Origin of the sequence: Flavobacterium tructae, from assembly GCF_002217475.1 — a bacterium.
GTDB lineage: Bacteria > Bacteroidota > Bacteroidia > Flavobacteriales > Flavobacteriaceae > Flavobacterium > Flavobacterium tructae.
This window is the reverse complement of sequence record NZ_MUHH01000018.1, coordinates 23,786-46,531: the sequence shown is the minus strand read 5'-3', so window position 1 is coordinate 46,531 and position 22,746 is coordinate 23,786. Positions and strand designations below refer to the sequence as shown.

General features: G+C 35.6%; 20 protein-coding genes and 1 other RNA gene. 9 read left to right on the top strand and 12 right to left on the bottom strand.

Annotation, left to right across the window (positions count from 1 at the left end; genetic code table 11):
• Positions 1–136: 136 nt before the first annotated feature.
• The 3 genes from B0A80_RS08240 (at position 137) to B0A80_RS08230 (ending at position 3,526) form a co-directional block, all read left to right on the top strand.
• Positions 137–1,189 carry a sensor histidine kinase gene (locus B0A80_RS08240; RefSeq protein WP_089076976.1) on the top strand — a complete coding sequence of 351 codons (1,053 nt, stop codon included), beginning with the start codon at positions 137–139 and terminating at the stop codon, positions 1,187–1,189.
• Complete coding sequence (locus tag B0A80_RS08235) at positions 1,179–1,880, top strand: LytR/AlgR family response regulator transcription factor (RefSeq protein WP_017497635.1); 702 nt, start codon at positions 1,179–1,181, stop codon at positions 1,878–1,880. The genes B0A80_RS08240 and B0A80_RS08235 overlap by 11 nt, the downstream gene beginning before the upstream one ends.
• A gap of 176 nt (positions 1,881–2,056) precedes the next feature.
• Positions 2,057–3,526: an MFS transporter gene (locus B0A80_RS08230; RefSeq protein WP_089076975.1), complete on the top strand. Its 1,470-nt coding sequence runs from the start codon at positions 2,057–2,059 to the stop codon at positions 3,524–3,526.
• Positions 3,527–3,745: 219 nt separating this feature from the next.
• Here the strand turns inward: B0A80_RS08230 and fsa are convergent, their stop codons facing one another.
• The 3 genes from fsa to ffs form a co-directional block, all read right to left on the bottom strand.
• Positions 3,746–4,402, bottom strand: coding sequence for a fructose-6-phosphate aldolase (gene fsa, locus B0A80_RS08225; protein ID WP_017497638.1), 657 nt, complete (start codon positions 4,400–4,402; stop codon positions 3,746–3,748).
• 44 nt (positions 4,403–4,446) lie between these two features.
• Positions 4,447–5,250 (bottom strand): SDR family oxidoreductase, encoded by an 804-nt coding sequence (locus B0A80_RS08220; protein WP_089076974.1) that lies wholly within the window; start codon positions 5,248–5,250, stop codon positions 4,447–4,449.
• Positions 5,251–5,423: 173 nt separating this feature from the next.
• An RNA gene (ffs, locus tag B0A80_RS08215) (signal recognition particle sRNA small type) lies at positions 5,424–5,521 on the bottom strand.
• An 88-nt stretch (positions 5,522–5,609) separates the two neighbouring features.
• Between ffs and B0A80_RS08210 the strand changes: the two genes are divergently transcribed.
• Together B0A80_RS08210 and hutI are read left to right on the top strand one after the other, a co-directional pair.
• Positions 5,610–6,662: a glutaminyl-peptide cyclotransferase gene (locus tag B0A80_RS08210; protein ID WP_089076973.1), complete on the top strand. Its 1,053-nt coding sequence runs from the start codon at positions 5,610–5,612 to the stop codon at positions 6,660–6,662.
• Positions 6,663–6,763: 101 nt separating this feature from the next.
• Positions 6,764–8,002 (top strand): imidazolonepropionase, encoded by a 1,239-nt coding sequence (gene hutI / locus B0A80_RS08205; RefSeq protein WP_089076972.1) that lies wholly within the window; start codon positions 6,764–6,766, stop codon positions 8,000–8,002.
• Between the two features lie 75 nt (positions 8,003–8,077).
• Here the strand turns inward: hutI and B0A80_RS08200 are convergent, their stop codons facing one another.
• The gene (locus tag B0A80_RS08200; protein WP_017497642.1) at positions 8,078–8,956 is read right to left on the bottom strand and encodes a hypothetical protein; all 879 of its coding nucleotides are present in this window, start codon (positions 8,954–8,956) and stop codon (positions 8,078–8,080) included.
• A 97-nt stretch (positions 8,957–9,053) separates the two neighbouring features.
• On the opposite strand from B0A80_RS08200, the gene B0A80_RS08195 reads away from it, so the two are divergent.
• Both B0A80_RS08195 and B0A80_RS08190 read left to right on the top strand, forming a co-directional pair.
• Complete coding sequence (locus B0A80_RS08195) at positions 9,054–10,091, top strand: formimidoylglutamase (protein ID WP_017497643.1); 1,038 nt, start codon at positions 9,054–9,056, stop codon at positions 10,089–10,091.
• 136 nt (positions 10,092–10,227) lie between these two features.
• A complete protein-coding gene (locus B0A80_RS08190) occupies positions 10,228–11,478 on the top strand; it encodes a DEAD/DEAH box helicase (RefSeq protein WP_017497644.1) in 1,251 nt (416 codons plus the stop codon).
• Here the strand turns inward: B0A80_RS08190 and B0A80_RS08185 are convergent.
• From B0A80_RS08185 to aroC, 3 genes are all read right to left on the bottom strand, one after another.
• On the bottom strand, positions 11,475–13,664 hold the full coding sequence (locus B0A80_RS08185) for a response regulator (protein WP_165769234.1): 2,190 nt from the start codon (positions 13,662–13,664) through the stop codon (positions 11,475–11,477). The two genes, B0A80_RS08190 and B0A80_RS08185, sit on opposite strands and share 4 nt — an antisense overlap.
• Positions 13,665–13,791: 127 nt before the next feature.
• On the bottom strand, positions 13,792–15,078 hold the full coding sequence (locus B0A80_RS08180) for a dicarboxylate/amino acid:cation symporter (RefSeq protein WP_017497646.1): 1,287 nt from the start codon (positions 15,076–15,078) through the stop codon (positions 13,792–13,794).
• A 50-nt stretch (positions 15,079–15,128) separates the two neighbouring features.
• Positions 15,129–16,190 (bottom strand): chorismate synthase, encoded by a 1,062-nt coding sequence (aroC, locus tag B0A80_RS08175; protein ID WP_017497647.1) that lies wholly within the window; start codon positions 16,188–16,190, stop codon positions 15,129–15,131.
• Between the two features lie 188 nt (positions 16,191–16,378).
• On the opposite strand from aroC, the gene B0A80_RS08170 reads away from it, so the two are divergent.
• Together B0A80_RS08170 and B0A80_RS08165 are read left to right on the top strand one after the other, a co-directional pair.
• On the top strand, positions 16,379–17,203 hold the full coding sequence (locus B0A80_RS08170) for a UDP-2,3-diacylglucosamine diphosphatase (RefSeq protein ID WP_017497648.1): 825 nt from the start codon (positions 16,379–16,381) through the stop codon (positions 17,201–17,203).
• A 153-nt stretch (positions 17,204–17,356) separates the two neighbouring features.
• Complete coding sequence (locus B0A80_RS08165; protein ID WP_070908883.1) at positions 17,357–17,854, top strand: hypothetical protein; 498 nt, start codon at positions 17,357–17,359, stop codon at positions 17,852–17,854.
• Positions 17,855–18,051: 197 nt separating this feature from the next.
• Here B0A80_RS08165 and B0A80_RS08160 read toward each other — a convergent pair whose 3' ends face one another.
• The 5 genes from B0A80_RS08160 to B0A80_RS08140 form a co-directional block, all read right to left on the bottom strand.
• The gene (locus B0A80_RS08160) at positions 18,052–18,480 is read right to left on the bottom strand and encodes a protease complex subunit PrcB family protein (protein ID WP_089076971.1); all 429 of its coding nucleotides are present in this window, start codon (positions 18,478–18,480) and stop codon (positions 18,052–18,054) included.
• A gap of 18 nt (positions 18,481–18,498) precedes the next feature.
• Positions 18,499–19,653, bottom strand: coding sequence for an N-acetyl-alpha-D-glucosaminyl L-malate synthase BshA (bshA, locus tag B0A80_RS08155; protein ID WP_017497651.1), 1,155 nt, complete (start codon positions 19,651–19,653; stop codon positions 18,499–18,501).
• A 252-nt stretch (positions 19,654–19,905) separates the two neighbouring features.
• Positions 19,906–20,388: an ABC transporter ATPase gene (locus tag B0A80_RS08150; protein WP_089076970.1), complete on the bottom strand. Its 483-nt coding sequence runs from the start codon at positions 20,386–20,388 to the stop codon at positions 19,906–19,908.
• A gap of 98 nt (positions 20,389–20,486) precedes the next feature.
• Complete coding sequence (locus tag B0A80_RS08145; protein ID WP_017497653.1) at positions 20,487–21,278, bottom strand: (Fe-S)-binding protein; 792 nt, start codon at positions 21,276–21,278, stop codon at positions 20,487–20,489.
• A 133-nt stretch (positions 21,279–21,411) separates the two neighbouring features.
• The gene (locus B0A80_RS08140; protein ID WP_026110112.1) at positions 21,412–22,743 is read right to left on the bottom strand and encodes a (Fe-S)-binding protein; all 1,332 of its coding nucleotides are present in this window, start codon (positions 22,741–22,743) and stop codon (positions 21,412–21,414) included.
• Positions 22,744–22,746: the final 3 nt, after the last annotated feature.

The following is a 22,746-nucleotide window of genomic DNA, read 5'->3' as shown; positions in this document are numbered from 1 at the left end:
TTACCTCATCAAAAAAGCTCAACACATTTCTTTTATCATAAAATTTTATTTAAAAGAATTGCGTTTTAAAAAGTAATTGTTTAAAGTTGCATCATATTTAAGCTAAAGAAAATCCCTATAAACTAGTAATCAAAAGTTGAACGAAATACGAAAATTGAAATTTGACATTAAACTTAAAAATCATGTTTGGTTTTGGAGCTGCTATTTTACTCTTAACTTTTTAAGATGGGGAGCCTACTTTAATGACTACTCCTATTCATTCAAATCAAACCTGATAGAATTCTCTTTACACATTCCATTAGTCTATTTTAATTTATTCGTACTGGTTCCTCGTTTGGTGCTAAAACAAAAGTACATTCAGTATACCTTTATGATGGTTGCAAGCCTATTGGGTGTCTACTTAATAAAAACCGGTCTTACCTATTATATTATATCCGAAAATATTTGGCCCGAGGCAAACCGTGAATATCACACCTTCGACATTAACCACGTACTGGCAGTCTGCATTGGAGAATTGTACGTTGTTGCCATGGCGTCTTCTGTTTACCTTACACTAACCTGGTTGCGAGAACGCGAAAGAAACCGATCATTAAGAGAAAATCAGTTTAAGATCAAACTAAAATATCTGGAGAATCAAATTCAGCCTCATTTCTTTTTTAATACGCTGAATAACTTGTACGCTTTATCACTAGAATCTTCCGATAAAGTTCCGGACGTAATCTTAAAACTGTCTAATTTGATGGAGTATGTTTTATATGATGTCAAAGGAACCAAATCTGTTCCCTTAATCAAAGAAATTGATTACATACAAAATTATATCGAAATCGAGAAGTTACGGTTTGAAAATGTAGAAGTTACAATCAATCTGGAATCGAATATCGAAGATATTGTAGTGCCTCCGCTGATCTTTATTTCATTGGTAGAAAATGCCTTTAAACATGGCGGAGTCAATAACAACAATATCAAAATCAAAATCAATTGTAAAGTTATCGACAATAAAATGTTAGACTTTGAAATCTTAAATAATTTTGTAATTTCACAAAATCTTAACTCGAAAGGTGGTATTGGCTTGGCGAATACCAAAAAAAGATTAAAACTGATTTACAAGAACGATTTTAGTCTAAAAAACACAATCAAATTAAATTACTATATAATCCGTTTGCAAATACCTCTTAATAATGAAAATTAAATGTGTGTTGGTTGATGATGAGCCATTAGCAATCAAAGTCCTGCAAAATTATTTTACCAATTTTACAGATTTTGAAGTAATCGGCACATTTAATAATTCTTTGGAAGCGCTTGATTTTATAAACAGTACCACTGTCGATGCTGTATTCTTAGACATTAACATGCCTATGATGACAGGGTTCGAACTTATTAGCTTAATCGAAAACAAAACCAAAGTTATCATCACAACCGCTTTTAGAGAATTTGCCGCCGAAAGTTACGATCTGGATGTTCTGGATTATTTAGTAAAACCTATCCCGCTTCCAAGATTCATAAAATGCATTAATAAAATCACCACCGAATACAACCTGAAAAACAATATTAAAGTCGAAACCGTAAAAGGAGACTCTCATATTTTTATTAAAGTCGATAAAAAAATGATGAAAATTAATATTGAAGAAATTCTTTTTGTTGAAGGCATGAAAGAATATATCAAAGTGGTGACTTCCGACAAAACCTACATTACACACAAATCTCTAACTTCTTTATCTGAAGAATTACCGGCTGACCGATTCCTGCGCATTCACAAATCATACGTAATTGCACTCAACAAAGTAAAATCTATAGAGGGTAATCGTATTCAAATACAATCCTACACCATTCCAATTGGAAGAAATTACAGCAAAGAAGTAAAAAACAAAATTCTGGAATAAATTCAGCTTCCTAAATCGTTTTTGTAACTCAGTAAAAACTAACACATTGTTGAAAAAATAATGTCGTTGGTTTAAATTTAACATTATTTGTGGGTTTTTATTTTTTTTTGATACTCTTAACAAATATATTTACGGTCTTCAAAAAACAATAAAATAAAAAATTAACCTCTTAAATTATGAGTTCAGAAAATGTTCAAACCAAATGGGGACAGTTTATCTCGTTGATAATTGTTTTCTTCTTTTGGGGTTTTGTTGGTTCTGCCAATGACATCCTGATTCCTGTTTTCAAGAAAGTATTCACCTTATCGCAAGTACAATCACAATTAGTAGCCTGGGCCTTTTATGCAGCATACTTCGTCGGTTCCTTGATTTTCTTTTTGGTGTCCTTAAAATTAGATGTTTTACAAAAATTTGGATACAAAAAAACACTTTCTGCCGGTTTACTCCTATCTGCCGTTGGATCATTTTTATTCATTCCCGCTGCAACAATGGAAAGCTTCCCTTTCTTCTTAACCGCTTTATTTACGGTAGGATTAGGATTTTCTATCCAGCAAATTGTTGCCAATCCTCTTGCCATTAAAATGGGAAGCCCTGCAACAGGTGCTCACCGTTTGACTTTAGCGGGTGGAATTAACTCTTTCGGAACTACAATTGGCGCTATCTTACTGGGAATCGCTTTATTCGGAATGGGAGATAACAAAAAGACAGCTCTTTCTTTAGAGGATATTAAACTGCCTTTTATTATTCTTGGACTTGCTTTTATCATAGTAGCCGTTTTCATGAACTTCTCCAAAATTGAAGATCCTGCAAAAGAGGACGAAGAAGAAATTAAAGTAGTTCACGAAAAATTCAACATACTAGACTACCCTCAGCTTTATTTAGGAATGTTAGGAATTTTTATATACGTAGGTACAGAGGTAACCATTATCAGTAACCTTCCTGCCTTATTACATACACATGAATTTGGAAACATCCTGGAAGATGCTATCGCCCCGTTTATTGCCCTTTACTGGGGAAGTTTAATGATTGGCCGATGGAATGGTGGTGTTAACGTTTTCAATACTTCAAACTTAGTAAATACAGCACTTAAATTTATCGTTCCTGCTTTGGCATTTGGAGTAATCATTGGTGCTAACCTTTTTGCCGCACACGATGTTTCTTCTTTTTACATTTACCCAATCTGGATCTTATTATTTATAGCAGTAAGTTTTGTTGGAGGTAAAAATGCAGGTAAAACATTAATGCTTTTCGGAATTTCAGGAGTATTAATGATGTTTGCAGGATTGGTTTACCCTGATCCGCAAATTGCTAAATTCTTCTTCATTTCCGGAGGTTTATTCTTATCTATCATGTGGCCATCTATCTTTGATTTAGCGATTGCCGGCTTAGGTAAAAACACCGGAAAAGCATCTTCATTCTTAATCATGATGATTCTTGGTGGAGGAGTTATCCCTTTAATTCAGGGAAGCATCTGCGATATCGACCTTACAAGTCCAAACGGAATTTTCGGAATCACATGGACACACTTCTCCTACATCGTTCCTCTTTTAGGTTTTGCTTATTTAGGATTTTATGGCTTCTATTGCCCTAAAATTTTAAAAAGACAAGGGATCAACCACGTTGAAGGCGGAGGCGGAGGTCACTAAACCGGGTAAAATTTTAAAATCCAAATCTCAAATTCCAAATTCCAAACGCTCACTAAAGGTTTGGAATTTGGAATTTGAGATTTGTTTTTTAGTACTACTTTCTTACAATCACAATAAATCCGACAGGTTTCAAAAATCTGTCGGTTTTATATATACAACATAAAAAAACGCCATCTTTCTATTGAAAAATGGCGTTTTTACGTTTTTATTAGCTAAGGACTACTTGTTCCCTTTTTCGAAATCAGCTACAAACTGAGCCAATCCAATATCTGTTAATGGGTGTTTCAACAATCCGTAAATTGCAGAAAGAGGCCCAGTCATAACATCAGCACCAATCTTAGCACAATTTACAATGTGCATCGTGTGACGCACAGAAGCTGCTAAAATTTGAGTTTCGTAACCGTAGTTATCATATACCAATCTAATCTCTTCGATTAAATTCAATCCGTCAGTTGAAACATCATCTAAACGACCTACAAACGGAGATACATAAGTTGCTCCAGCTTTTGCAGCCAAAATAGCTTGTCCTACTGAAAACACAAGAGTTACATTCGTTTTAATTCCTTTATCAGAAAAATATTTTGCCGCCATAACACCTTCTTTCGTCATAGGCAATTTTACCACGATTTGGTCATGTAATTCAGCCAGCTCCTCACCTTCCTTAACCATACCGTCAAAATCCAGCGCATTCACTTCAGCACTTACATCTCCTTCAACCAAATTACAGATGTCAACATAGTGCTTCAAAATGTTGTTTTTTCCGGTAATTCCTTCTTTAGCCATCAATGATGGGTTAGTTGTTACACCATCCAAAACTCCTAAAGCCTGTGCTTCTTTAATCTGAGCTAAATTAGCCGTGTCAATAAAAAATTTCATAATCTATTTATATTTAATTGTGTGTTTAAAAATTTCGTGCAAAATTACAACTTATAATGATTCATCAGCATTTTTTCATAAACTTTATCCGGTAATGCACGTTTTAAAACAATGGAGAACTTCTGCATAAAAGCCCCTACTTTATAATGTACTTTTGGTTTTTCCTTTTGGATGATTTTACAAACAGCCTCAGCCATTTCATTTGGATTTCCACCTGCGTCAACATGTTCGTTCATCGTTGCCAGAATATCGCCATACACTTTTTCGTAAGCCGAACCTTTTACCACCGGCGCATGATAACGACCTGCTGCAATATTTGTAGCAAAATCACCCGGCGCCACATTCGTAATTTCAATTCCAAACGATTTTACTTCCATACGCAAAGCCTCTGTAATTAATTCTAACGCCCCTTTTGAAGCCGAATACACACTGCGATACGGCAATCCCATATAACCTGCAATCGAAGTAATATTGATAATCAAACCCGATTTTTGCTCTCGCATTTGAGGCAAAACCGCTTTCATCACTTCAATTGGTCCGAAAAAATTGGTTTCAAAATTATTCTTGATTTCCTCCGTCGGAATCTCCTCTAAAGGTCCGGTAATTCCAACCCCGGCATTATTAATGACAACATCCAGCCTTCCGGAAGCAGCAATAATCTGAGCTACTGCCGACTGTATAGAATTTGTATTACGAACGTCCAAAGCAACCAAAGGAAAAACAGAGCTCTGTACCTTTTCAGGATTTCGGCTCGTTCCGTATACCACGAAACCTTTTTGATGTAAATACTCTCCAATTGACTTTCCAATTCCTGAAGATCCGCCGGTAATTAAAACAACTTTACTCATTATTTAAGTTTTGAGTTATGAGTTATGGGTTATGTGGAGAAATTTTTAATTTCCATCACTTAACTTTAACTTTCAAAAGGGTCAAAAATAAAAAAATCCTCCATAAGGAAGACTACTTTTAAATTAATTCTAAAAAAAATCCCGAAAGATCGGGAACTAAAAAAAAAAAAAAAAAATGGCAAGCGACCTACATCGCACCGCTCAACCACGTACCCTTGCTATGTTCCCATCCTGGGGGAGTCTGCAGGAGCTGGTCGTGTAGGACTTGCCGGTGCAAATATACAATCTTTTTATATTTTTGCAAGAGCTTTGTTGCTATAAAAATATCATCGTATATTGGCTTATTCAAATTTTAAACTATGAAAAATTATAACTTCCTAACTGTCATTTTATTAGGAATCACATTAATTGGATGTGGAGATACAAAAAAAGGTGAAAATTCTTTGTTTACTATCGATGATTCGGCTTTTCCGGCACATTTTTTACCTCAGGAAGCCATTTCGATCGGTGTTTTGAACCCAAATTCGAAAGAAATCGACAGCATTGCTTACTTTGTAAACGATAAAAAAGTGGGAAGCACTAAAGGTGCGGAAAAATTCAAATTTGAATTAAAAGAACAAAGATTAGGGTATCAGTACCTAAAAGCTACCGTTTATTTTGGTTCAGATTCCTCAGATGCTACTAAACGTGTGGAACTGGTTTCTAATATCGAACCTAAATTATTAAAATATAAAATAATCAACACCTATCCGCACGACAAACAATCTTTTACTGAAGGATTAGAGTTCTACAAAGACACTTTATACGAAAGCACCGGTCAGGAAGGAGCTTCTTACTTAAGAAAATACGATTATAAAACCGGAAAAGTTTTCAAGCAAATTGACTTAGATAAAAAATACTTTGGTGAAGGAATTACGTTCATCAACGGCAAATTATTTCAGCTGACCTGGCAAAACAAAACAGGTTTCATCTACAATGCCAACACTTTAAAACTAGAAAAAACCTTTACTTACGAGAAAGATATCGAAGGCTGGGGAATGACGAATGACGGGAAATACATTTATCAAACGGACAAAACCGAAAAAATCTGGAAAATGGATCCTGCAACGCAAAAAATGATAGATTATATCAACGTATACTCAGGAACTTCAAAAATTAAAGCCATTAATGAATTGGAGTGGATTAACGGAAAAATCTATACCAACGTCTGGTTTAAGGACGCTATTGCTGTTGTAAACCCTACTTCCGGAGCCGTTGAAGGAATTTTAGACATGTCAGGATTACGCAAACTTATGACTGATGTAACTAAAGATGATGTTTTAAACGGAATTGCTTACAACCCAAAAACTAAAACTATTTTTGTTACCGGTAAAAACTGGAGCAAAATGTTCGAAATAACCGTTTCAGAATAAGACAATTAAGAACAAATTTTCAAACACAGATTTCACTAATTTCACTAATCTATTGTGTGATAATTGTGAAATTTGTGCTTTTTACTTTATACCTCAAAATAATGACAACTCTTATAACCAACATAAAAGAACTGCTTCAGGTTCGCGAAACTTCAATAGCCAAAGTATCAGGAACAGAAATGGCCATACTTCCGACACTGAAAAATGCCTATTTAATTCTAAAAGACGATCTTATTCAGGATTACGGCCTGATGGAAAATCTTCCAGAAACCAATGCCGATCTGACAATCGATGCGACAGGACGAGTTATATTGCCTACCTGGTGCGACAGTCATACACACATTGTATACGCAGGAAATCGCGAGCAGGAATTTGTAGACCGTATCAATGGGTTTTCATATGAAGAAATTGCCAATCGTGGCGGTGGTATTCTAAATTCGGCTAAAAAACTCAATGAAACTACTGAAGAAGAAATCTACGAGCAGTCGAAACTTCGTTTAGAAGAAGTCATGCATTTGGGAACCGGAGCTGTAGAAATTAAATCAGGGTACGGACTAACTATCGAGGGTGAACTTAAAATGCTTCGCGTAATTCAAAAATTAGCCCAGAATTATCCCATTGCCATAAAAGCAACGTTTTTAGGAGCACACGCCTTCCCTTTGCATTACAAAGAAAACAAAGCGGGTTATATTGATGAAATCACCACTAAAATGCTGCCTGAGATTGCCCAAAACAAACTGGCCGATTATGTGGATGCCTTTTGTGAAACTGGTTATTTCTCTGTTGAAGAAACAGAAAAAATCATGGAAGCCGGAATACAATATGGACTGAAACCAAAAATTCATGTCAACCAATTCAATTCTATTGGCGGAATACAGGCCGGAATCAAATACAACGCCCTTTCAGTGGATCATCTTGAAATTATGAACCCGGAAGACATTGAGGCTTTAAAAAACACAGAAACAATGCCTGTTGCGTTACCGTCCTGTTCTTATTTTTTAAGTATTCCTTACACTCCGGCTCGTGAAATGATAAAAGCAGGCCTGCCAATTGCCCTGGCTACAGACTTTAACCCCGGTTCTACTCCATCCGGAAACATGAATTTCGTGATTGCAACGGCTTGTATTAAAATGAAAATGACTCCTGAAGAAGCTATAAATGCTGCTACCATAAATGGCGCGTACGCGATGGGAATTTCTGAAACACACGGAAGTATCACCAAAGGTAAAAAAGCCAATCTGATCCTTACAAAACCCGTTTCCTCTTACTATCAGATTCCTTACGCTTTTGGAAGCAATCTTATCGAAAGTGTTTTTTTGGAAGGAAAAATTCTAAAATAGTAAAACATAAAAAAAAGGTCTGTGAAAAATCACAGACCTTTTTTACTTTTAGTGGTATTTGTCCTAGACGGCGTATTATCTTAAAGTGAAACTAGTTTTAGAAACTAATTCGTCATTGTCAAAAACGTTAATAAAGTAAGTTCCTTTTTCGAAATCTTTACCAATTAAATCCTCTGAAACGTTTACTGTTTTATTTTCATATTTAACAGTAGTTTTAAAACTGTACGTTAAAGTATTGTCTCCAAAACTTTCTGTTCTCTTTTCTCCTAAAACATTGTTTTTAGAATCAATAACCTGAACATAGTACGTTTTATCTCCTGATTTTGCGATTTGATTTTCAGCAATTGTAAAGCTTACTTTCAATACATCAGCACGGCTTGCTTTATCAGTTTCAATTTGTTTACCGGAACTTCTTACTTTGTAAGCAATAGTTTTAGTATTCAATACTGATAATTTAGCTCCTTTTTCAACTGTTTTAGCCAATTCTTCGTTTTGACCAACCAAAACTTCATTGTATTTCTTAGACTCTCCTAAAACTACAATTGTACTGTCTCTTTGAACTGTTAAAACACCATTTTGTTTTTTCAACTCATCGTTTTCAGCAACTAAAGTTTTCATTTTACCTTGCATTGCCTGAACTTGTGATCTGTACTTAGATACATCTCCTTTAGATTTATTTAAATCATCCATTAGAGCGACTACTTTATCTCTTTCCTGAATTAACTCATCAGACATTGAAGTATTCTCAGCAATTGCAGCATCGTAAGTTGCTTTTAACTCCTGTAAATCTTTCATAACAGATTCTTTTTCTGTCATTGTCGTTGTAAGTTCAGTCTTAACTACATCTGTATCAGATGATAATTTAAAAATATACACTAAGCTACCAATCAGTAGGACTGCTAAAACTGCGATTACCGCCTTTAGACTTGAGTTGTTGTTCTTTGGGTTTTCCATATTTAAAAAATTTTCTTTAAAACAAATTTAAGAATTAATATAAAGGTATTAACGTAAGTTTCTACAATTATAGTATTTTTGAAAAATTTTTTTTTTCATGGAGAAACTAATTCCTTTTACTGTTAACGATTTAGCAAAAATTACCAATCACAGAAGTGGTGAAATAAAATTCGGAGAGAAAATGATCGTCATCCCTAAAGGAGTTGATAAGATTCAGTTTCTAAAAGAGAGCGAAGCTAAATATGTCCTTTTCGGAATTCCGGAAGATATTGGCGTACGTGCCAATTACGGCAGACCGGGAGCAGCATCGGCATGGGAAAGCGCTATGAAAAGCATTGCTAACATTCAGCACAATCGTTTTTCTAAAGGCAGTCAGATTATTGTTTTAGGACAATTGGACGTTGCTGCGGAAATGCGCGATGTTGAAAATCTTGATTTCAACGATATCGACGACCGGTCAAAACTTAGTCAATTAGTCGAAAAAATAGACAAAGAAGTTTCACACATTATCTTTACTCTTATAAAAGCAGGAAAAACACCTATTATTATTGGAGGCGGACATAACAATGCTTACGGAAATATAAAAGGATCTGCTTTGGCCAAGGGAAAACCAATTAACGCTATCAATTTCGATGCGCATTCTGATTTTAGAATCCTTGAAGGACGTCATAGCGGCAACGGTTTTTCGTATGCCTATGAAGAAGGTTTCTTAAAAAAATACTTCATTTTTGGTCTGCATGAAAACTATACTTCTAAAAGTGTTTTAGACATCATCAAAAAACTGGAAGACCGCGTTCGCTATAATACGTACGACAGCGTCAGCATTCGCAGGGAAAAAGATTTCGACAGAGAAATGGCTCTGGCTTTAGAATTCATCAGAACAGATTCTTTCGGAATCGAAATCGATTTGGATGCTCTTCCGAACATTGCCAGCAGCGCGATGACCATCAGCGGTTTTTCGGTAGAACAAGTACGTCAGTTTATTTCCTTTTTCGGACAACATAAAAATGCGACGTATCTGCATATTTGTGAAGGCGCGCCGGATCTGGCCGATTCTCCGAACAACAATTTAATTGGCAAGCTAATAGGCTATTTAGTAACAGATTTTATTAAAGCGAATAACGAAAAAATCTAATCACAACAGAAACTTTACTAATCAAAAAAATAGGCGTTTGCCAAATAAAGCGATATTCAAATAAAGGATTAAACGAATAAACCTATCTTTGCACTGAATTTTAGTACTTAAAACTAAATTCTTAATAAGTCAAGATATGTTATTCGAAGATCTGTCACTCTCAAAAAGTATACAAAAAGCCGTATTTGAAGAAGGTTACTTAAATCCTACTCCTATTCAGGAACAATCGATCCCGATCGTTTTGTCAGGAAGAGATTTAATTGGCTGTGCACAAACCGGTACCGGAAAAACAGCAGCATTTGCTATTCCAATCATACATCAATTACACCGAATTGTTGGTTCTTCTAAAAAGGCCAAACAAGTCCGTGCTCTTATAGTTACTCCTACACGTGAATTAGCGGTTCAAATTGGCCAAAGTTTTGACACTTATGCCAAATATACCAACTTAACACAATTGACCATTTTTGGAGGGGTTTCACAAAATCCTCAGGTAGACGCTTTAAAAAATGGAGTTGACATTTTAGTTGCAACCCCGGGCCGTTTGCTTGATTTACACAAACAGGGATTCCTGGATCTCGATCATTTACACACTTTAGTTCTGGATGAAGCTGACCAAATGCTGGACATGGGTTTTATCAATGATGTCAAAAAAATTGTAAAACTGACTCCTAAAAACAGACAGACTCTATTATTCTCTGCTACTATGCCGATTGCTATCCGCGAACTGGCTGAAATGTTTTTGAAAGATCCCGAAAAGGTAGAAGTTTCACCTGTTTCATCAACGGCAGAAACGGTTGAGCAGCGCATTTACTTTGTAGAAAAAACAGAGAAAAGAAATTTATTGTATCATTTAATCAAAAATGAAAATCTGTCTAATGTTCTGGTTTTTTCAAGAACCAAACATGGTGCTGACAATGTGGTAAAAGCGCTTCGTAAAAAAGACATTCCTGCCGAGGCTATTCACGGAGATAAATCTCAAAATGCCAGACAGCGTGTTTTAGATGCGTTTAAAAACAAAGAAGTTGGCGTTCTTGTTGCGACCGATATTGCTGCAAGAGGAATCGATATTGACCAATTGCCTTTTGTTATCAATTTTGATTTACCCAACATTCCGGAGACTTATGTGCATAGGATTGGACGTACGGGGCGTGCCGGAAATGGCGGAATTGCTATTTCTTTTTGTGGTAAAGACGAACAGCCTTACTGGAAAGACATTCAGAAACTTATAAAAGTAGAGGTAAAAACCATTACCGATCATCCTTACCCATGGCACTCAGGAAGCCCGGGAGCAACGGATGAAAAACCTAAAAACTCAAACCGAAGCGGTGGTGCTCATAAATCGAGAAAATCAAATGCTTCTAAACAAAATAAAAAACGCTGGTATTAACCGGCGTTTTTCGTTTCCAATATTAAGTAATTCATTATCTTAAAAAGGCGTACCGGTTCAAACGGCTTGATAATAATATCATTTATTCCTGAAGAAATCGCTTCATCTGTAATCTCGTCTTTATCAAAAGCAGTAAGCGCTATAATAGGAGTTTTAAGCCCTTTTGAACGAATCCTTCTCGTAGTTTCAAAACCATTCATCAAAGGCATGTTGATATCCATTAAAATCAGGTCGAAATTTTCGCTCTCCAACATTTTTAAAGCCGCAAAACCATCATCAACAACTTTGCAGACATAATTGTGTTTTTCGATGATTTTTTTCGTGACCAGCTGATTGATGAGATTATCTTCTACAATTAGAATCTTAAACACCTCATTTGAACTCAGATCAACCTCTATTTCTTCAATAATCAGTTTTGTTTTTTGAGGATCGAATTCAAACGGAATGGTAAATGAAAATGAAGTCCCAAAGCCTACTTCACTTTTCAAATCAATTGTGCTGCCAAAAAGCCCCAACAATCGTTTTACAATACTCAATCCTAAGCCAGTTCCCTGATAATCTTCATCTTTTCTTCCAACCTGTACAAATTTCTCAAAAATTTTATCCTGGTCTACAGCTGCGATTCCCACCCCGTTATCTTTTACCCAAAAATCCAGAAAATACATCTTTCCTTCAAAGCGATTAAGTTTTACGATAATTTCAACTTCACCATCTTTTGTAAATTTAAGCGCATTACTCACCAGATTCATTAAAATCTGAGCAAGTCGCAACTTATCTCCAATAAGGTACTCGGGAATGCAGGGATCAATAGAAACCGTGATTTTATCATTGTTTTTTTGCGATAAAAAAGACAGCGAATTCTTAATCATCATGATCTCATCGGAAATATTGAATGTCAAATTCTCCAATACCACTTTATTCTCCTCAATTTTATTAATCTGAAGAATGTCATTTACCAAGGATAATAAATAACGGGCCGAAAATTTCAACGAACTCAAATGCTGACTTCTGGACAGTTCTTTGTGTTCTTCCAGCAGCATATTGGTGATTCCAACCACACCGTACAATGGTGTACGCAATTCATGGCTTATAGTCGAAATAAATTGACTTTTAAGAAGTGAGGCTTCCTCTGCAATTTCTTTGGCTTCTAAAAGCTCTGCATTGTGTTTTTTCTTAAACCTGATGTTTTTAATCAGAGTGATAATGAGAACCAAAAGAATCAGCGAAATCAGAACAAATAAAATCACAATAATCCTTGACTTTTTAAGACTTTGATACTGTGAATCTTTCTCACTTTCTATCTTATCAATCTGCCTTTTGTATTCGTCTAATTCTAAATTAAAACCGGCAATAGAGGCTTTTTTGAGTTTTTCCTCATTGTACAATTCTTCCGTTATTTTATTATATGAAGCCAGATTCACATAAGCCTCTTCATACTTCCCTATCTTATTTAAAAACTTAGAATATTCCTGATGTGAATATGACAAATCCGATCGCTCGTCACTGTTTTTACCCGCCTGAATTGCTTTAAGAAAGAAAACATTGGCCAACTCATAATCATTATGGTAACTATAATACATCCCGTTTAGCATGTTTACAACGATCTCTGTAGACTCGTCACCATATTTACTCTTATTGCTGTTTACAAATTTTAGAAACGGATATCCTTCTTTAAATTTTCCTATATCAAAATAAGCCCAGGCAATATTTACATTTGTAAAATATACTTGCCCCATCTCGTTTAATTTTAAACTGTAGGCTATGGATTTTTTGTAATAATTAATTCCCCGGTTGAACTGTTTTTTCTCGAAACAATAAATATTACCAAGATTATTATGAAGACTGTATTTTAAGGAATCGTTATTGGTTTTACCGGCGTAAAACAATCCTTTTTTATAGAAAAAAATAGCTTTATCAAATTCCGACAATTCATTGTAATTCCCGGCAATTATTTTATACGATTTTGCTATTAAATTATTATTCTTAGCAGCTGTAGCATAGTTTAATGCTATTCGCGAGGTGATGAGTGACTTTTCAAAATTTGATTTCCTGTAGTCTCCCCAGGCTTCCTCTACAAGTTTATTAATCTTTGCCTCCGGCACCGTTTCAGATTGCACAATGGCTGAATTGGCAAAACAATTCAGACATACCAGCAGTAGCAGCAAAAGAATCCGTATTCGGGGCATAAACAGGCTAATTTGACCAAATATACATCAAAAATAAAAAAAAGCTGTATTTCTATTAAAAATACAGCTTCTTTTTTATTTGGACTTTAAAAGTTTTCAAAGTCTTTTCCTACCTGAATAAAAATAATTATAAGTTTTCGGAAGCAATTTCAGAATCTTTATCATCCTCCCATTGCCCCACAACTGATGTTGCCAAAGCATTTCCTAAAACGTTTGTAGCACTTCTGAACATATCACAAAAGTGATCGATTGGTAAGATTAATGCAATTCCTTCAACCGGTATATCAAACATACCGCAAGTTGCAGCAACTACAACCAAACTGGCTCTTGGTACACCTGCAATACCTTTACTTGTCAACATTAAAACTAAAAGCATCACCATTTGAGTCCCTAAATCCAGATGTACTCCATAAAACTGAGCAATAAAAATACTGGCAAAAGTCATGTACATCATACTTCCGTCGAGGTTAAACGAATATCCAAGCGGCAACATAAAGGCTACAATTTTGTCTTTTACACCAAAATCTTCCAATTCCTCCGTTAATTTTGGAAAAACAGCTTCACTACTCGTTGTACCGAAAGCGATCGCCAAAGGCCCTGTAATACGTCTTAAAAGCTCTGTCATTCTTCCTTTCAGAAAAAGATAACCTACCGCAACTAAAACCACCCATAAAGTACCAATTCCAACTAAAAACGATCCGAAGAATTTAAAATAGGTAATTACCAACTCTTCGGCATCTCTAATAGCGAATACTCCCGCAATGGCTCCGAAAACTCCAATTGGAGCGAAGTTCATAACATAGTTCACCATTTTTAAAACGATATGCGAAGTCTTATCTAAAGCATTGATTACTGGTTTTACTGTACTGCCCAAAGAGGCACCAGCTAACCCGAAGAAGATTGAAAATACAACAATCTGTAAAATTTCATTGGTTGCCATTGCTTCAAAAATACTTTTAGGTACAATGTGTTCTACAAAATTTTCAACAGATAATGTTTTTGTTTTAGCAGTTACTTCCGAAGCTGCAGCCATATCAACGTGATCCAGTTTTAAACCTACGCCCGGCTCCAGAATGTTCACATAAAACAATCCAATCAATAAAGAGATAAAAGAAGCAGTAAAAAACCATCCAAGGGCTTTTCCTCCAATTCTTCCCACAGTTTTAATATCTCCAAGTTTTGCAATACCTACAACTAAAGTGGTAAATACTAACGGAGAAATAATCATCTGCACCAATCTGATAAAGATCGTTGCAAGCATTTTTATTTTATTACTAAAAGATTGTGCTGCCTCAGGCGAAATCGAATTGTGCAAAATTATTCCCAAAGTGGCTCCAAGAACCATTGCAATAATAATCTGCCCTGTTAATCCTTTAAGAAAAGATTTCTTTTTAGTTTCTGTAACTTCTTGCATTAATTTGTTTGTTTTAAATTAAAATGTTAAAACCCTCACTGTCTTAACTTTTATAAATACGTTTTGTTGATCAAATAAAAATCAGCCAAAACAATCGCAGCCATTGCCTCAACAATTGGCACTGCGCGAGGCACTACACACGGATCATGGCGGCCTTTACCGGTCATTGGTGTAATATTTCCTTTATTGTCTAATGAATCCTGAGTCTGCATGATAGTCGCAACAGGTTTGAAGGCTACTCTGAAATAAATATCCATTCCGTTGCTTATTCCACCCTGTATTCCTCCCGAAAGATTTGTTTTTGTAGTTCCGTCAGGATTATATAAATCATTATGTTCACTTCCTTTCATTTCAGAACCTGAAAATCCGCTTCCGTATTCAAAACCTTTTACGGCATTGATCGAAAGCATGGCTTTTCCTAATTCAGCATGCAGCTTATCAAAAACCGGTTCTCCTAATCCAACCGGAACATTTTGAATGACACAAGAAACTACTCCTCCAACGGTATCTCCTTGTTTGCGGATATCACGAATATATTCTTCCATAATCGCTGCCGATTTTTCATCCGGACAACGAACAGGATTGCTCTCTATTTTAGAAAAATCCAAATCCTGATAAGGTGTATCTAAATGAATTGGACCAACCGACGAAACGTAGGCATTAATTTTTATTTCAGGAAGCATTTGTTTTGCTATCGCCCCCGCAACTACTCTGCTTGCCGTTTCTCTGGCAGAGCTTCTTCCACCACCGCGATAGTCTCGAAAACCATACTTCTGATCGTATACGTAATCAGCATGACTAGGTCTGTAATTGTCTTTTATATGGGAGTAATCGTCTGATTTTTGATTGGTATTCGGAATAATAAATCCAATAGGCGTTCCAGTCGTTTTACCTTCAAAAATACCAGATAAAAACTGAACTGCATCCGGTTCTTTACGTTGTGTTACAATTGCCGACTGTCCGGGCTTTCTTCTGGACATTTCAACTTCAATTGCATCTAAATCAAGTTCAATTCCTGATGGACAACCATCTATAATTCCGCCTAAAGCTTCACCATGAGATTCTCCAAATGTTGTAACTTTATATAAATTGCCGTAGCTATTTCCTGCCATTGTAATTAGTTTTGAGCAAATGTAAGTTTTATGAATTAAATTAAAAAATTTAAAATTGGTATTATTAAGCAAAGGTTAAGGTGATTAAAAATCACAATTTATTAAAATTGCAGCCAAATTGATAACCATTTCATAAAATTTATCTCACAAGAGTTTCTTTCATTTGTTAAACTTCAAAAAAAGAAAAATTGAAAAAACGAAATGTTGAATTGGTCATTATATCAGATGTCCATTTAGGAACTTACGGAAGTCACGCCAAAGAACTAAACAACTACTTATCAAGCATAAAGCCTAAAACTTTAGTCCTGAACGGTGACATTATTGATGCCTGGCAATTTAGAAAATCATACTTTCCAAAAGCACATTTAAGAGTCATTCAGCGTATTATCGGCATGGCATCTAAAGGCACAAAAGTATATTACATCACCGGAAACCATGATGAAATTCTTCGGAAATTCAGCGATATGAACATGGGGAATTTTGCACTGGTCGATAAATTAGTTTTGGAACTGGACGATAAAAAAGCATGGATTTTTCACGGAGATGTCTTTGATGCTTCTGTTCAACACTCCAAATGGATTGCAAAACTGGGCGGATTAGGATACGATTACTTAATTCTAAGCAATCGATTTGCCAACTGGTGCCTTGCAAAACTAGGACGAGAACCTTACTCCTTCTCTAAAAAGATAAAAGCCAGCGTGAAAAAAGCCGTTAAATTTATCTCTGATTTTGAAACTACTGCTACTGATCTGGCTATTGAAAAAAAATACGATTACGTCATCTGCGGACACATACACGAACCGAAAATCGTTACCAAAGAAAACAAACACGGCTCGACTTTATACCTTAATTCGGGAGATTGGGTGGAAAATCTTACCGCATTGGAATACCATAAAAAGCGATGGAAATTATACTCTTATGCCGAAAGTAATTTTACCGAAGAAGAAAATCTCTTTGAAATGGAGGACACGTTAAGCTCTCAATTAATTTCTACTATTATTCTAAACAAATAAACCTCTAAACACACTGCCTATCGCAAATAAAACTACTTTAAACCTGCTTTCTTGCTTTCTAAAAATGTGAATTATATAACAATTTTTAATAATCCTATACGTTTCAAAATTATAGTGAGGATTAAATTTGGCAAAAATTAATAACCATTTTTTATGAAAAAAATCATTTTATCTGCCCTAATGCTATTAGGCTTAGCGTTTACGGCACAATCACAAGAAATTTCGAAACATGCCCTGGGTATCCGTTTAGGAGATAATAACGGTTTTGGCGGAGAAGTATCTTATCAGTTAGGATTAAACCAAAAAAACAGACTGGAATTTGATTTAGGATGGAGAAACAGCAGTAACGTTGATGCCATTAAAGGTGTAGCGCTTTATCAATGGGTTTGGAATATTGATGGCGGTTTCAACTGGTATGCCGGTGTTGGAGGTGGACTTGCAACCTGGAATCACGACTATTACACCAACAACAACAGATACAAAGATAACGGAACGTATGTTTTTGCTGCGGGAGATATTGGTATAGAATACAGATTTAAAGAAGCACCAATTACTTTATCATTAGACGCGAGACCTGAAGTTGGTTCCGGATATTATGACGATGACAATTTTGGATTTGACGTAGGCTTAGGAGTAAAATTCAGATTCTAATTAAAGACAAAAATAATTATAAAAAGAAACCTGTCGTTTTTAATGCGACAGGTTTTTTTATGTTTACATTGAAAATGAGTGTCAGGCTGAGCGAAGTCGAAGCTTTGCACATAGGGGCTTCGACTTCGCTCAGCCGGACACTCGCTTCGACTTCGCTCAGCCTGACACCCCACAACTCACAACTCACAACTCATAACTTATTTCACAATAATCTCTTTTTTAGAGTGTACTTTGATTACAGTGTACGGATAAGTAATAGCCTGCATTACCATAGCATCTGCAGCGGGATTATTTTCTTTAACGGTGATGATAATATTTTTATCCGTTTCTTCTACTTTTTCAACACCAATAGAATAGCCACCGGTATTTTTTTCTCCCATATTCAGGATTACATAATTTGAATTACTGATATCGTCCTGTTTCATTTTTGCTTTCAAATGGGGATCGTTTTCCAGCATTTTGATTTCGTTCGGTTCCGTCAGAATTTCAAAAAATTTGATATTTCCTCCTCCGTCAGATTGTTCTGTGAGAACTTCATACAAAATTTTAGAGGTTCCGTCAGAGTTTTTCTTAACCCCGCAAGAAACTAAAACCAGAATCACCAGTACCGAAATTACTTTTTTCATTTACGTTAACTTTTAAGATTATTGTTTCTCGTGTTTCTCATGCTTATAATCATCAATCGCTTTTTGATACAACGCCTCATATTTAGGCAATATTGTTTTGATATCAAACTTACGGGCAACTTCTAATGCATTTGCTTTAAACTGATTCAAAACGTCGTCGTCTTTTAGTATTTTGATTGCATTGGCAGCCATTTCTTCAACGTTACCAACATTGCTCAAATATCCTGAAAAGCCATCAAAATTAACCTCTGGCAAACCACCTGAATTACTTGAAATCACAGGAACTCCGCTTGACATTGCTTCTAAAGCTGCCAAACCAAAACTCTCTGTTTCTGATGGAAGCAGGAACAAATCGGTAAAACATAAAATTTTATCAATCTCGTTACTATTTCCAAAGAAAATAACTTTGTCATAGATACCAAGTTCCATACACAAAACTTCAGCTTTTTCTTTTTCCGGGCCATCACCTACCATCATCAGTTTAGACGGAATCTCTTTCTGAATATTATAGAAAATCTTAATAATATCCGGAATTCTTTTCACTTTTCTAAAGTTACTAATGTGCGTGATAATGCGCTCGTCCTCCTTCGCCATAACATAACGATGACAAGGTGCCTGAGGATCTTTTCTAACTTTATCCAATTCGATAAAATTAGGGATAACCTTAATTTTATTCTTGATTTTAAACAGCTTTAAAGTATCATCTTTCAAACTCTGAGAAACTGAAGTCACATAATCTGATTTATTGATGCTAAAGGTCACCGCAGGTTTATAAAAGGGGTGATTCCCCACTAGTGTAATATCTGTTCCGTGAAGTGTGGTAATCATTGGAAGATTAATTCCTTCATTTTTCAGCATTTGCTTTGCCATATAACCCGCATACGCGTGAGGAATGGCATAATGCACGTGAAGTACTTCTATTTTATACAATTTCACCATATCAACCAATTTACTGGACAATGCCAATTCATAAGGCTGATAATGAAAAAGAGGATATTCAGGAACGTTTACTTCGTGATAATGAACATTAGGATTTAAAAGTGCCAACCGAACTGGCTGACTATAGGTAATAAAGTGGATTTCGTGTCCGCGTCTGGCTAATTCAAGGCCTAATTCCGTAGCAACTACACCACTACCACCAAATGTCGGATAACAAACTATTGCTATTTTCATGTATTAAGTTTAGTAACTACGAAAGTACTTAAAAATAGCTTTTAGTTGCTCTTTTAAACTGTTAGATTTTTGTGAATATATAGATTCAGATTTTTCGATTCTAAACCCTACAGGTTTTTGAAACCTCAGAGGTTACAACAACAAAAAGTCTATTTATTCAAACCGGACAGGTTTCAAAAACCTGTCCGGTTTATAAAAACAAAAAAGGCACAAAATTTAGATTTTGCACCTTTCGAATATTATAAATTTCTCTTAGAAAAATCTGCTGTGCCAGCTATCGGCAGCAGGAACTTCCCATGATTCGTTGAATTCTTCAATATTGTTTACCAGATTATTAAAAACAATAGTGTTCTCGGAAACTGATTTATCTTTAACCATTTTCTTGAAATCGATTAAAGGTTTATGTGCAATATGTTCCCCCAGTTTAAAAGTCACGTTCATTTTGTCTAACAAATCAACGTTGTACTTTTTCTCTAAACTTTGGATAAACTCTACCGAACTATCGATCGAACAGCCTGTTGCCGCCTGTACTTCCTGATTTACAGCCAAAATAATGAATCGGTTGTATTTTAGTTGATACGAAGCCTCCAGACTTGTTCCGTGTGCCGCCCATCCTTCTACAAAAGTTTTCAGGTCGGTTTCTATTTCAGAAAATTCTTCCTCAGAAAACTTTCTGTTTGATTGATAAATCCAAACTCTGGATTCACCAGGTAAATTTTCAAAAGGTATATACATTTTTTCTTTTTGTTTTATTTTGTTTCAAGTTTCAGGTTTCAAGTTAAAAAACTCAGAACCTTAGCGCCTTAGCATCTTAGTAACTCAGAACCTTTTTTTTAAAGATCCTGTGCATTCGCAATTAGCTCCGCAACATCCATTACTTTCACTTGTCCTTCTTTTTCCTGATGTTTGATACCATCAGTCAACATGGTATTACAGAACGGACACCCGGCTGCAATAATATCCGGCTGTACTTCCAAAGCATCTTCGGTACGCAAAACGTTCACTTCTTTATTTCCAGGCTCGGCATCTTTAAACATTTGTGCTCCACCCGCTCCACAACAAAGTCCGTTTGCTTTTGAGCGCTTCATTTCCACTAGTTCAACATCCAGTTTCTGAATCAAATCTCTTGGTGCTTCATATACTTTGTTAGCTCTTCCTAAATAACAAGGATCATGAAAAGTAATTTTCTTTCCTTTAAACTGACCTCCTTCTACGGTTAGTCTACCGTCATCAATTAATGATTTTAAGAATTCTGTATGATGAATAACATCATACTGACCTCCTAATTCCGGATATTCATTTTTTAAAGTATTGAAACAATGCGGACAAGCAGTAACTATTTTCTTTGCTTCATAAGCATTAAGCACCTCGATATTCATCATGGCCTGCATTTGAAACAAGAACTCATTTCCGGCACGTTTTGCAGGATCTCCGGTACAGCTCTCTTCAGTACCTAAAACTGCAAACGATACATTGGTACGATTTAAAATTCGCACAAATGCTTTTGTAATTTTTTTTGCTCTATCATCAAAACTCCCTGCGCAACCTACCCAAAATAAAACTTCAGGCTGTGTTCCCTGGGCTAGCATCTCAGCCATTGTTGGCACTACTAAACTTTCTGACATCTTCTTTTGTTGTTAAATCGGTTAATTGTTTATTTGGTTAATCGCACTCTTTGCTGTAACCTTACTAAAAAACCTTACTATTTTATTCAAATCGATTAAACGGTTAAACCAATAACCTTTTAAACTTTTATTTCTAATTTTCGTTTTTCCAATTCAAACGATCCTGCTGGCTATATTGCCAAGGTGCTCCATTGTTTTCGATATTAGTCATCATGGCATTCAGTGACATTGGAGCAGCACTTTGTTCCATCACCAAATAACGACGCATATCCATAATAATAGACAACGGACTGATGTTTACCGGACATTCTTCTACACAGGCGTTACACGAGGTACAAGCCCACAATTCTTCAGGTGTAATATAATCGTTCAATAATGTTTTATTATCCGGAACAAAAACTCCTTTATTTGCATCGATGTTTTTACCAACTTCCTGCAAACGGTCTCTTGTGTCCATCATAATTTTACGAGGAGATAATTTTTTACCCGTTTGATTTGCCGGACATGATGATGTACAACGACCACATTCCGTACACGTATAAGCATTTAAAAGCTGTACCCAGTTCAAATCCTGAACATCGCTTGCTCCAAATTTTGCAGGAGCAGCATTTTCGTCAACAGGAGCTGCTGCAAACGGATCTGCATTTGGATCCATCATCAACTTTACCTCTTTAGTTACTGACTCTAAATTATCAAACTGACCTTCAGGGTTCAAGTTCGCAAAATAAGTATTTGGGAAAGCCAAAAGAATGTGCAGGTGTTTAGAAAAGTATAAATAGTTCATGAAAACTAAAATACCTGCTATGTGCAGCCACCAAAACACTTCAAATAACAACACTACCAAATCATTCGACATTCCGTTAAAAATTGGCGCTATAAACTGACTGATCGGGAAACTTCCTGCTTTATGAAAAACCCCTCCAGGAACATTTTGCAAATGAAGATCGGAAGCATTCATTAATAAAAACAATAGCATCAAAACGGTTTCGAAATACAAGATGTAATTCGCATCGCTTTTTGGAAATCCGTCCAGGTCTTTGTTCACAAAACGCTTTAATCGGATTACATTTCTTCTAATCCAAAAAACAGTAACAGCAAAAATTACCAATATTGCCAATATCTCAAATGAAGCAATTAAAACATCATAAACCACACCTAAATAAGGCGCAAAAATTCTATGCGTTCCAAAAAGTCCGTCAATAATGATCTCGAGTAATTCGATGTTGATAATTATAAAACCTACATATACAAAAATATGAAGTATTCCAGCTACAGGGCGTCTCACCATTTTTGACTGCCCTAGAGCAATCAATGCCATGTTTTTCCAACGTGCTTTAGAATTATCTTTTCGATTTACATCTACTCCCAAATTAATGTTTCGGATGATCTTTTTTACGCTCGATGCAAAAAAGCCAAAACCTATTATAAGAAGTATAGCGAATAAAATATTATCTAAATAACTCATTCT

What these genes read in the sequence shown, in the direction of transcription:
- B0A80_RS08235 (WP_017497635.1), top strand. Translation starts at nt 1,179, where the DNA reads ATGAAAATTAAATGTGTGTTGGTTGATGATGAGCCATTAGCAATCAAA.
- B0A80_RS08230 (WP_089076975.1), top strand. Translation starts at nt 2,057, where the DNA reads ATGAGTTCAGAAAATGTTCAAACCAAATGGGGACAGTTTATCTCGTTG.
- fsa (WP_017497638.1), bottom strand. Translation starts at nt 4,402, where the DNA reads ATGAAATTTTTTATTGACACGGCTAATTTAGCTCAGATTAAAGAAGCA.
- B0A80_RS08220 (WP_089076974.1), bottom strand. Translation starts at nt 5,250, where the DNA reads ATGAGTAAAGTTGTTTTAATTACCGGCGGATCTTCAGGAATTGGAAAG.
- B0A80_RS08210 (WP_089076973.1), top strand. Translation starts at nt 5,610, where the DNA reads ATGAAAAATTATAACTTCCTAACTGTCATTTTATTAGGAATCACATTA.
- hutI (WP_089076972.1), top strand. Translation starts at nt 6,764, where the DNA reads ATGACAACTCTTATAACCAACATAAAAGAACTGCTTCAGGTTCGCGAA.
- B0A80_RS08200 (WP_017497642.1), bottom strand. Translation starts at nt 8,956, where the DNA reads ATGGAAAACCCAAAGAACAACAACTCAAGTCTAAAGGCGGTAATCGCA.
- B0A80_RS08195 (WP_017497643.1), top strand. Translation starts at nt 9,054, where the DNA reads ATGGAGAAACTAATTCCTTTTACTGTTAACGATTTAGCAAAAATTACC.
- B0A80_RS08190 (WP_017497644.1), top strand. Translation starts at nt 10,228, where the DNA reads ATGTTATTCGAAGATCTGTCACTCTCAAAAAGTATACAAAAAGCCGTA.
- B0A80_RS08185 (WP_165769234.1), bottom strand. Translation starts at nt 13,664, where the DNA reads ATGCCCCGAATACGGATTCTTTTGCTGCTACTGCTGGTATGTCTGAAT.
- B0A80_RS08180 (WP_017497646.1), bottom strand. Translation starts at nt 15,078, where the DNA reads ATGCAAGAAGTTACAGAAACTAAAAAGAAATCTTTTCTTAAAGGATTA.
- aroC (WP_017497647.1), bottom strand. Translation starts at nt 16,190, where the DNA reads ATGGCAGGAAATAGCTACGGCAATTTATATAAAGTTACAACATTTGGA.
- B0A80_RS08165 (WP_070908883.1), top strand. Translation starts at nt 17,357, where the DNA reads ATGAAAAAAATCATTTTATCTGCCCTAATGCTATTAGGCTTAGCGTTT.
- B0A80_RS08160 (WP_089076971.1), bottom strand. Translation starts at nt 18,480, where the DNA reads ATGAAAAAAGTAATTTCGGTACTGGTGATTCTGGTTTTAGTTTCTTGC.
- bshA (WP_017497651.1), bottom strand. Translation starts at nt 19,653, where the DNA reads ATGAAAATAGCAATAGTTTGTTATCCGACATTTGGTGGTAGTGGTGTA.
- B0A80_RS08150 (WP_089076970.1), bottom strand. Translation starts at nt 20,388, where the DNA reads ATGTATATACCTTTTGAAAATTTACCTGGTGAATCCAGAGTTTGGATT.
- B0A80_RS08145 (WP_017497653.1), bottom strand. Translation starts at nt 21,278, where the DNA reads ATGTCAGAAAGTTTAGTAGTGCCAACAATGGCTGAGATGCTAGCCCAG.
- B0A80_RS08140 (WP_026110112.1), bottom strand. Translation starts at nt 22,743, where the DNA reads ATGAGTTATTTAGATAATATTTTATTCGCTATACTTCTTATAATAGGT.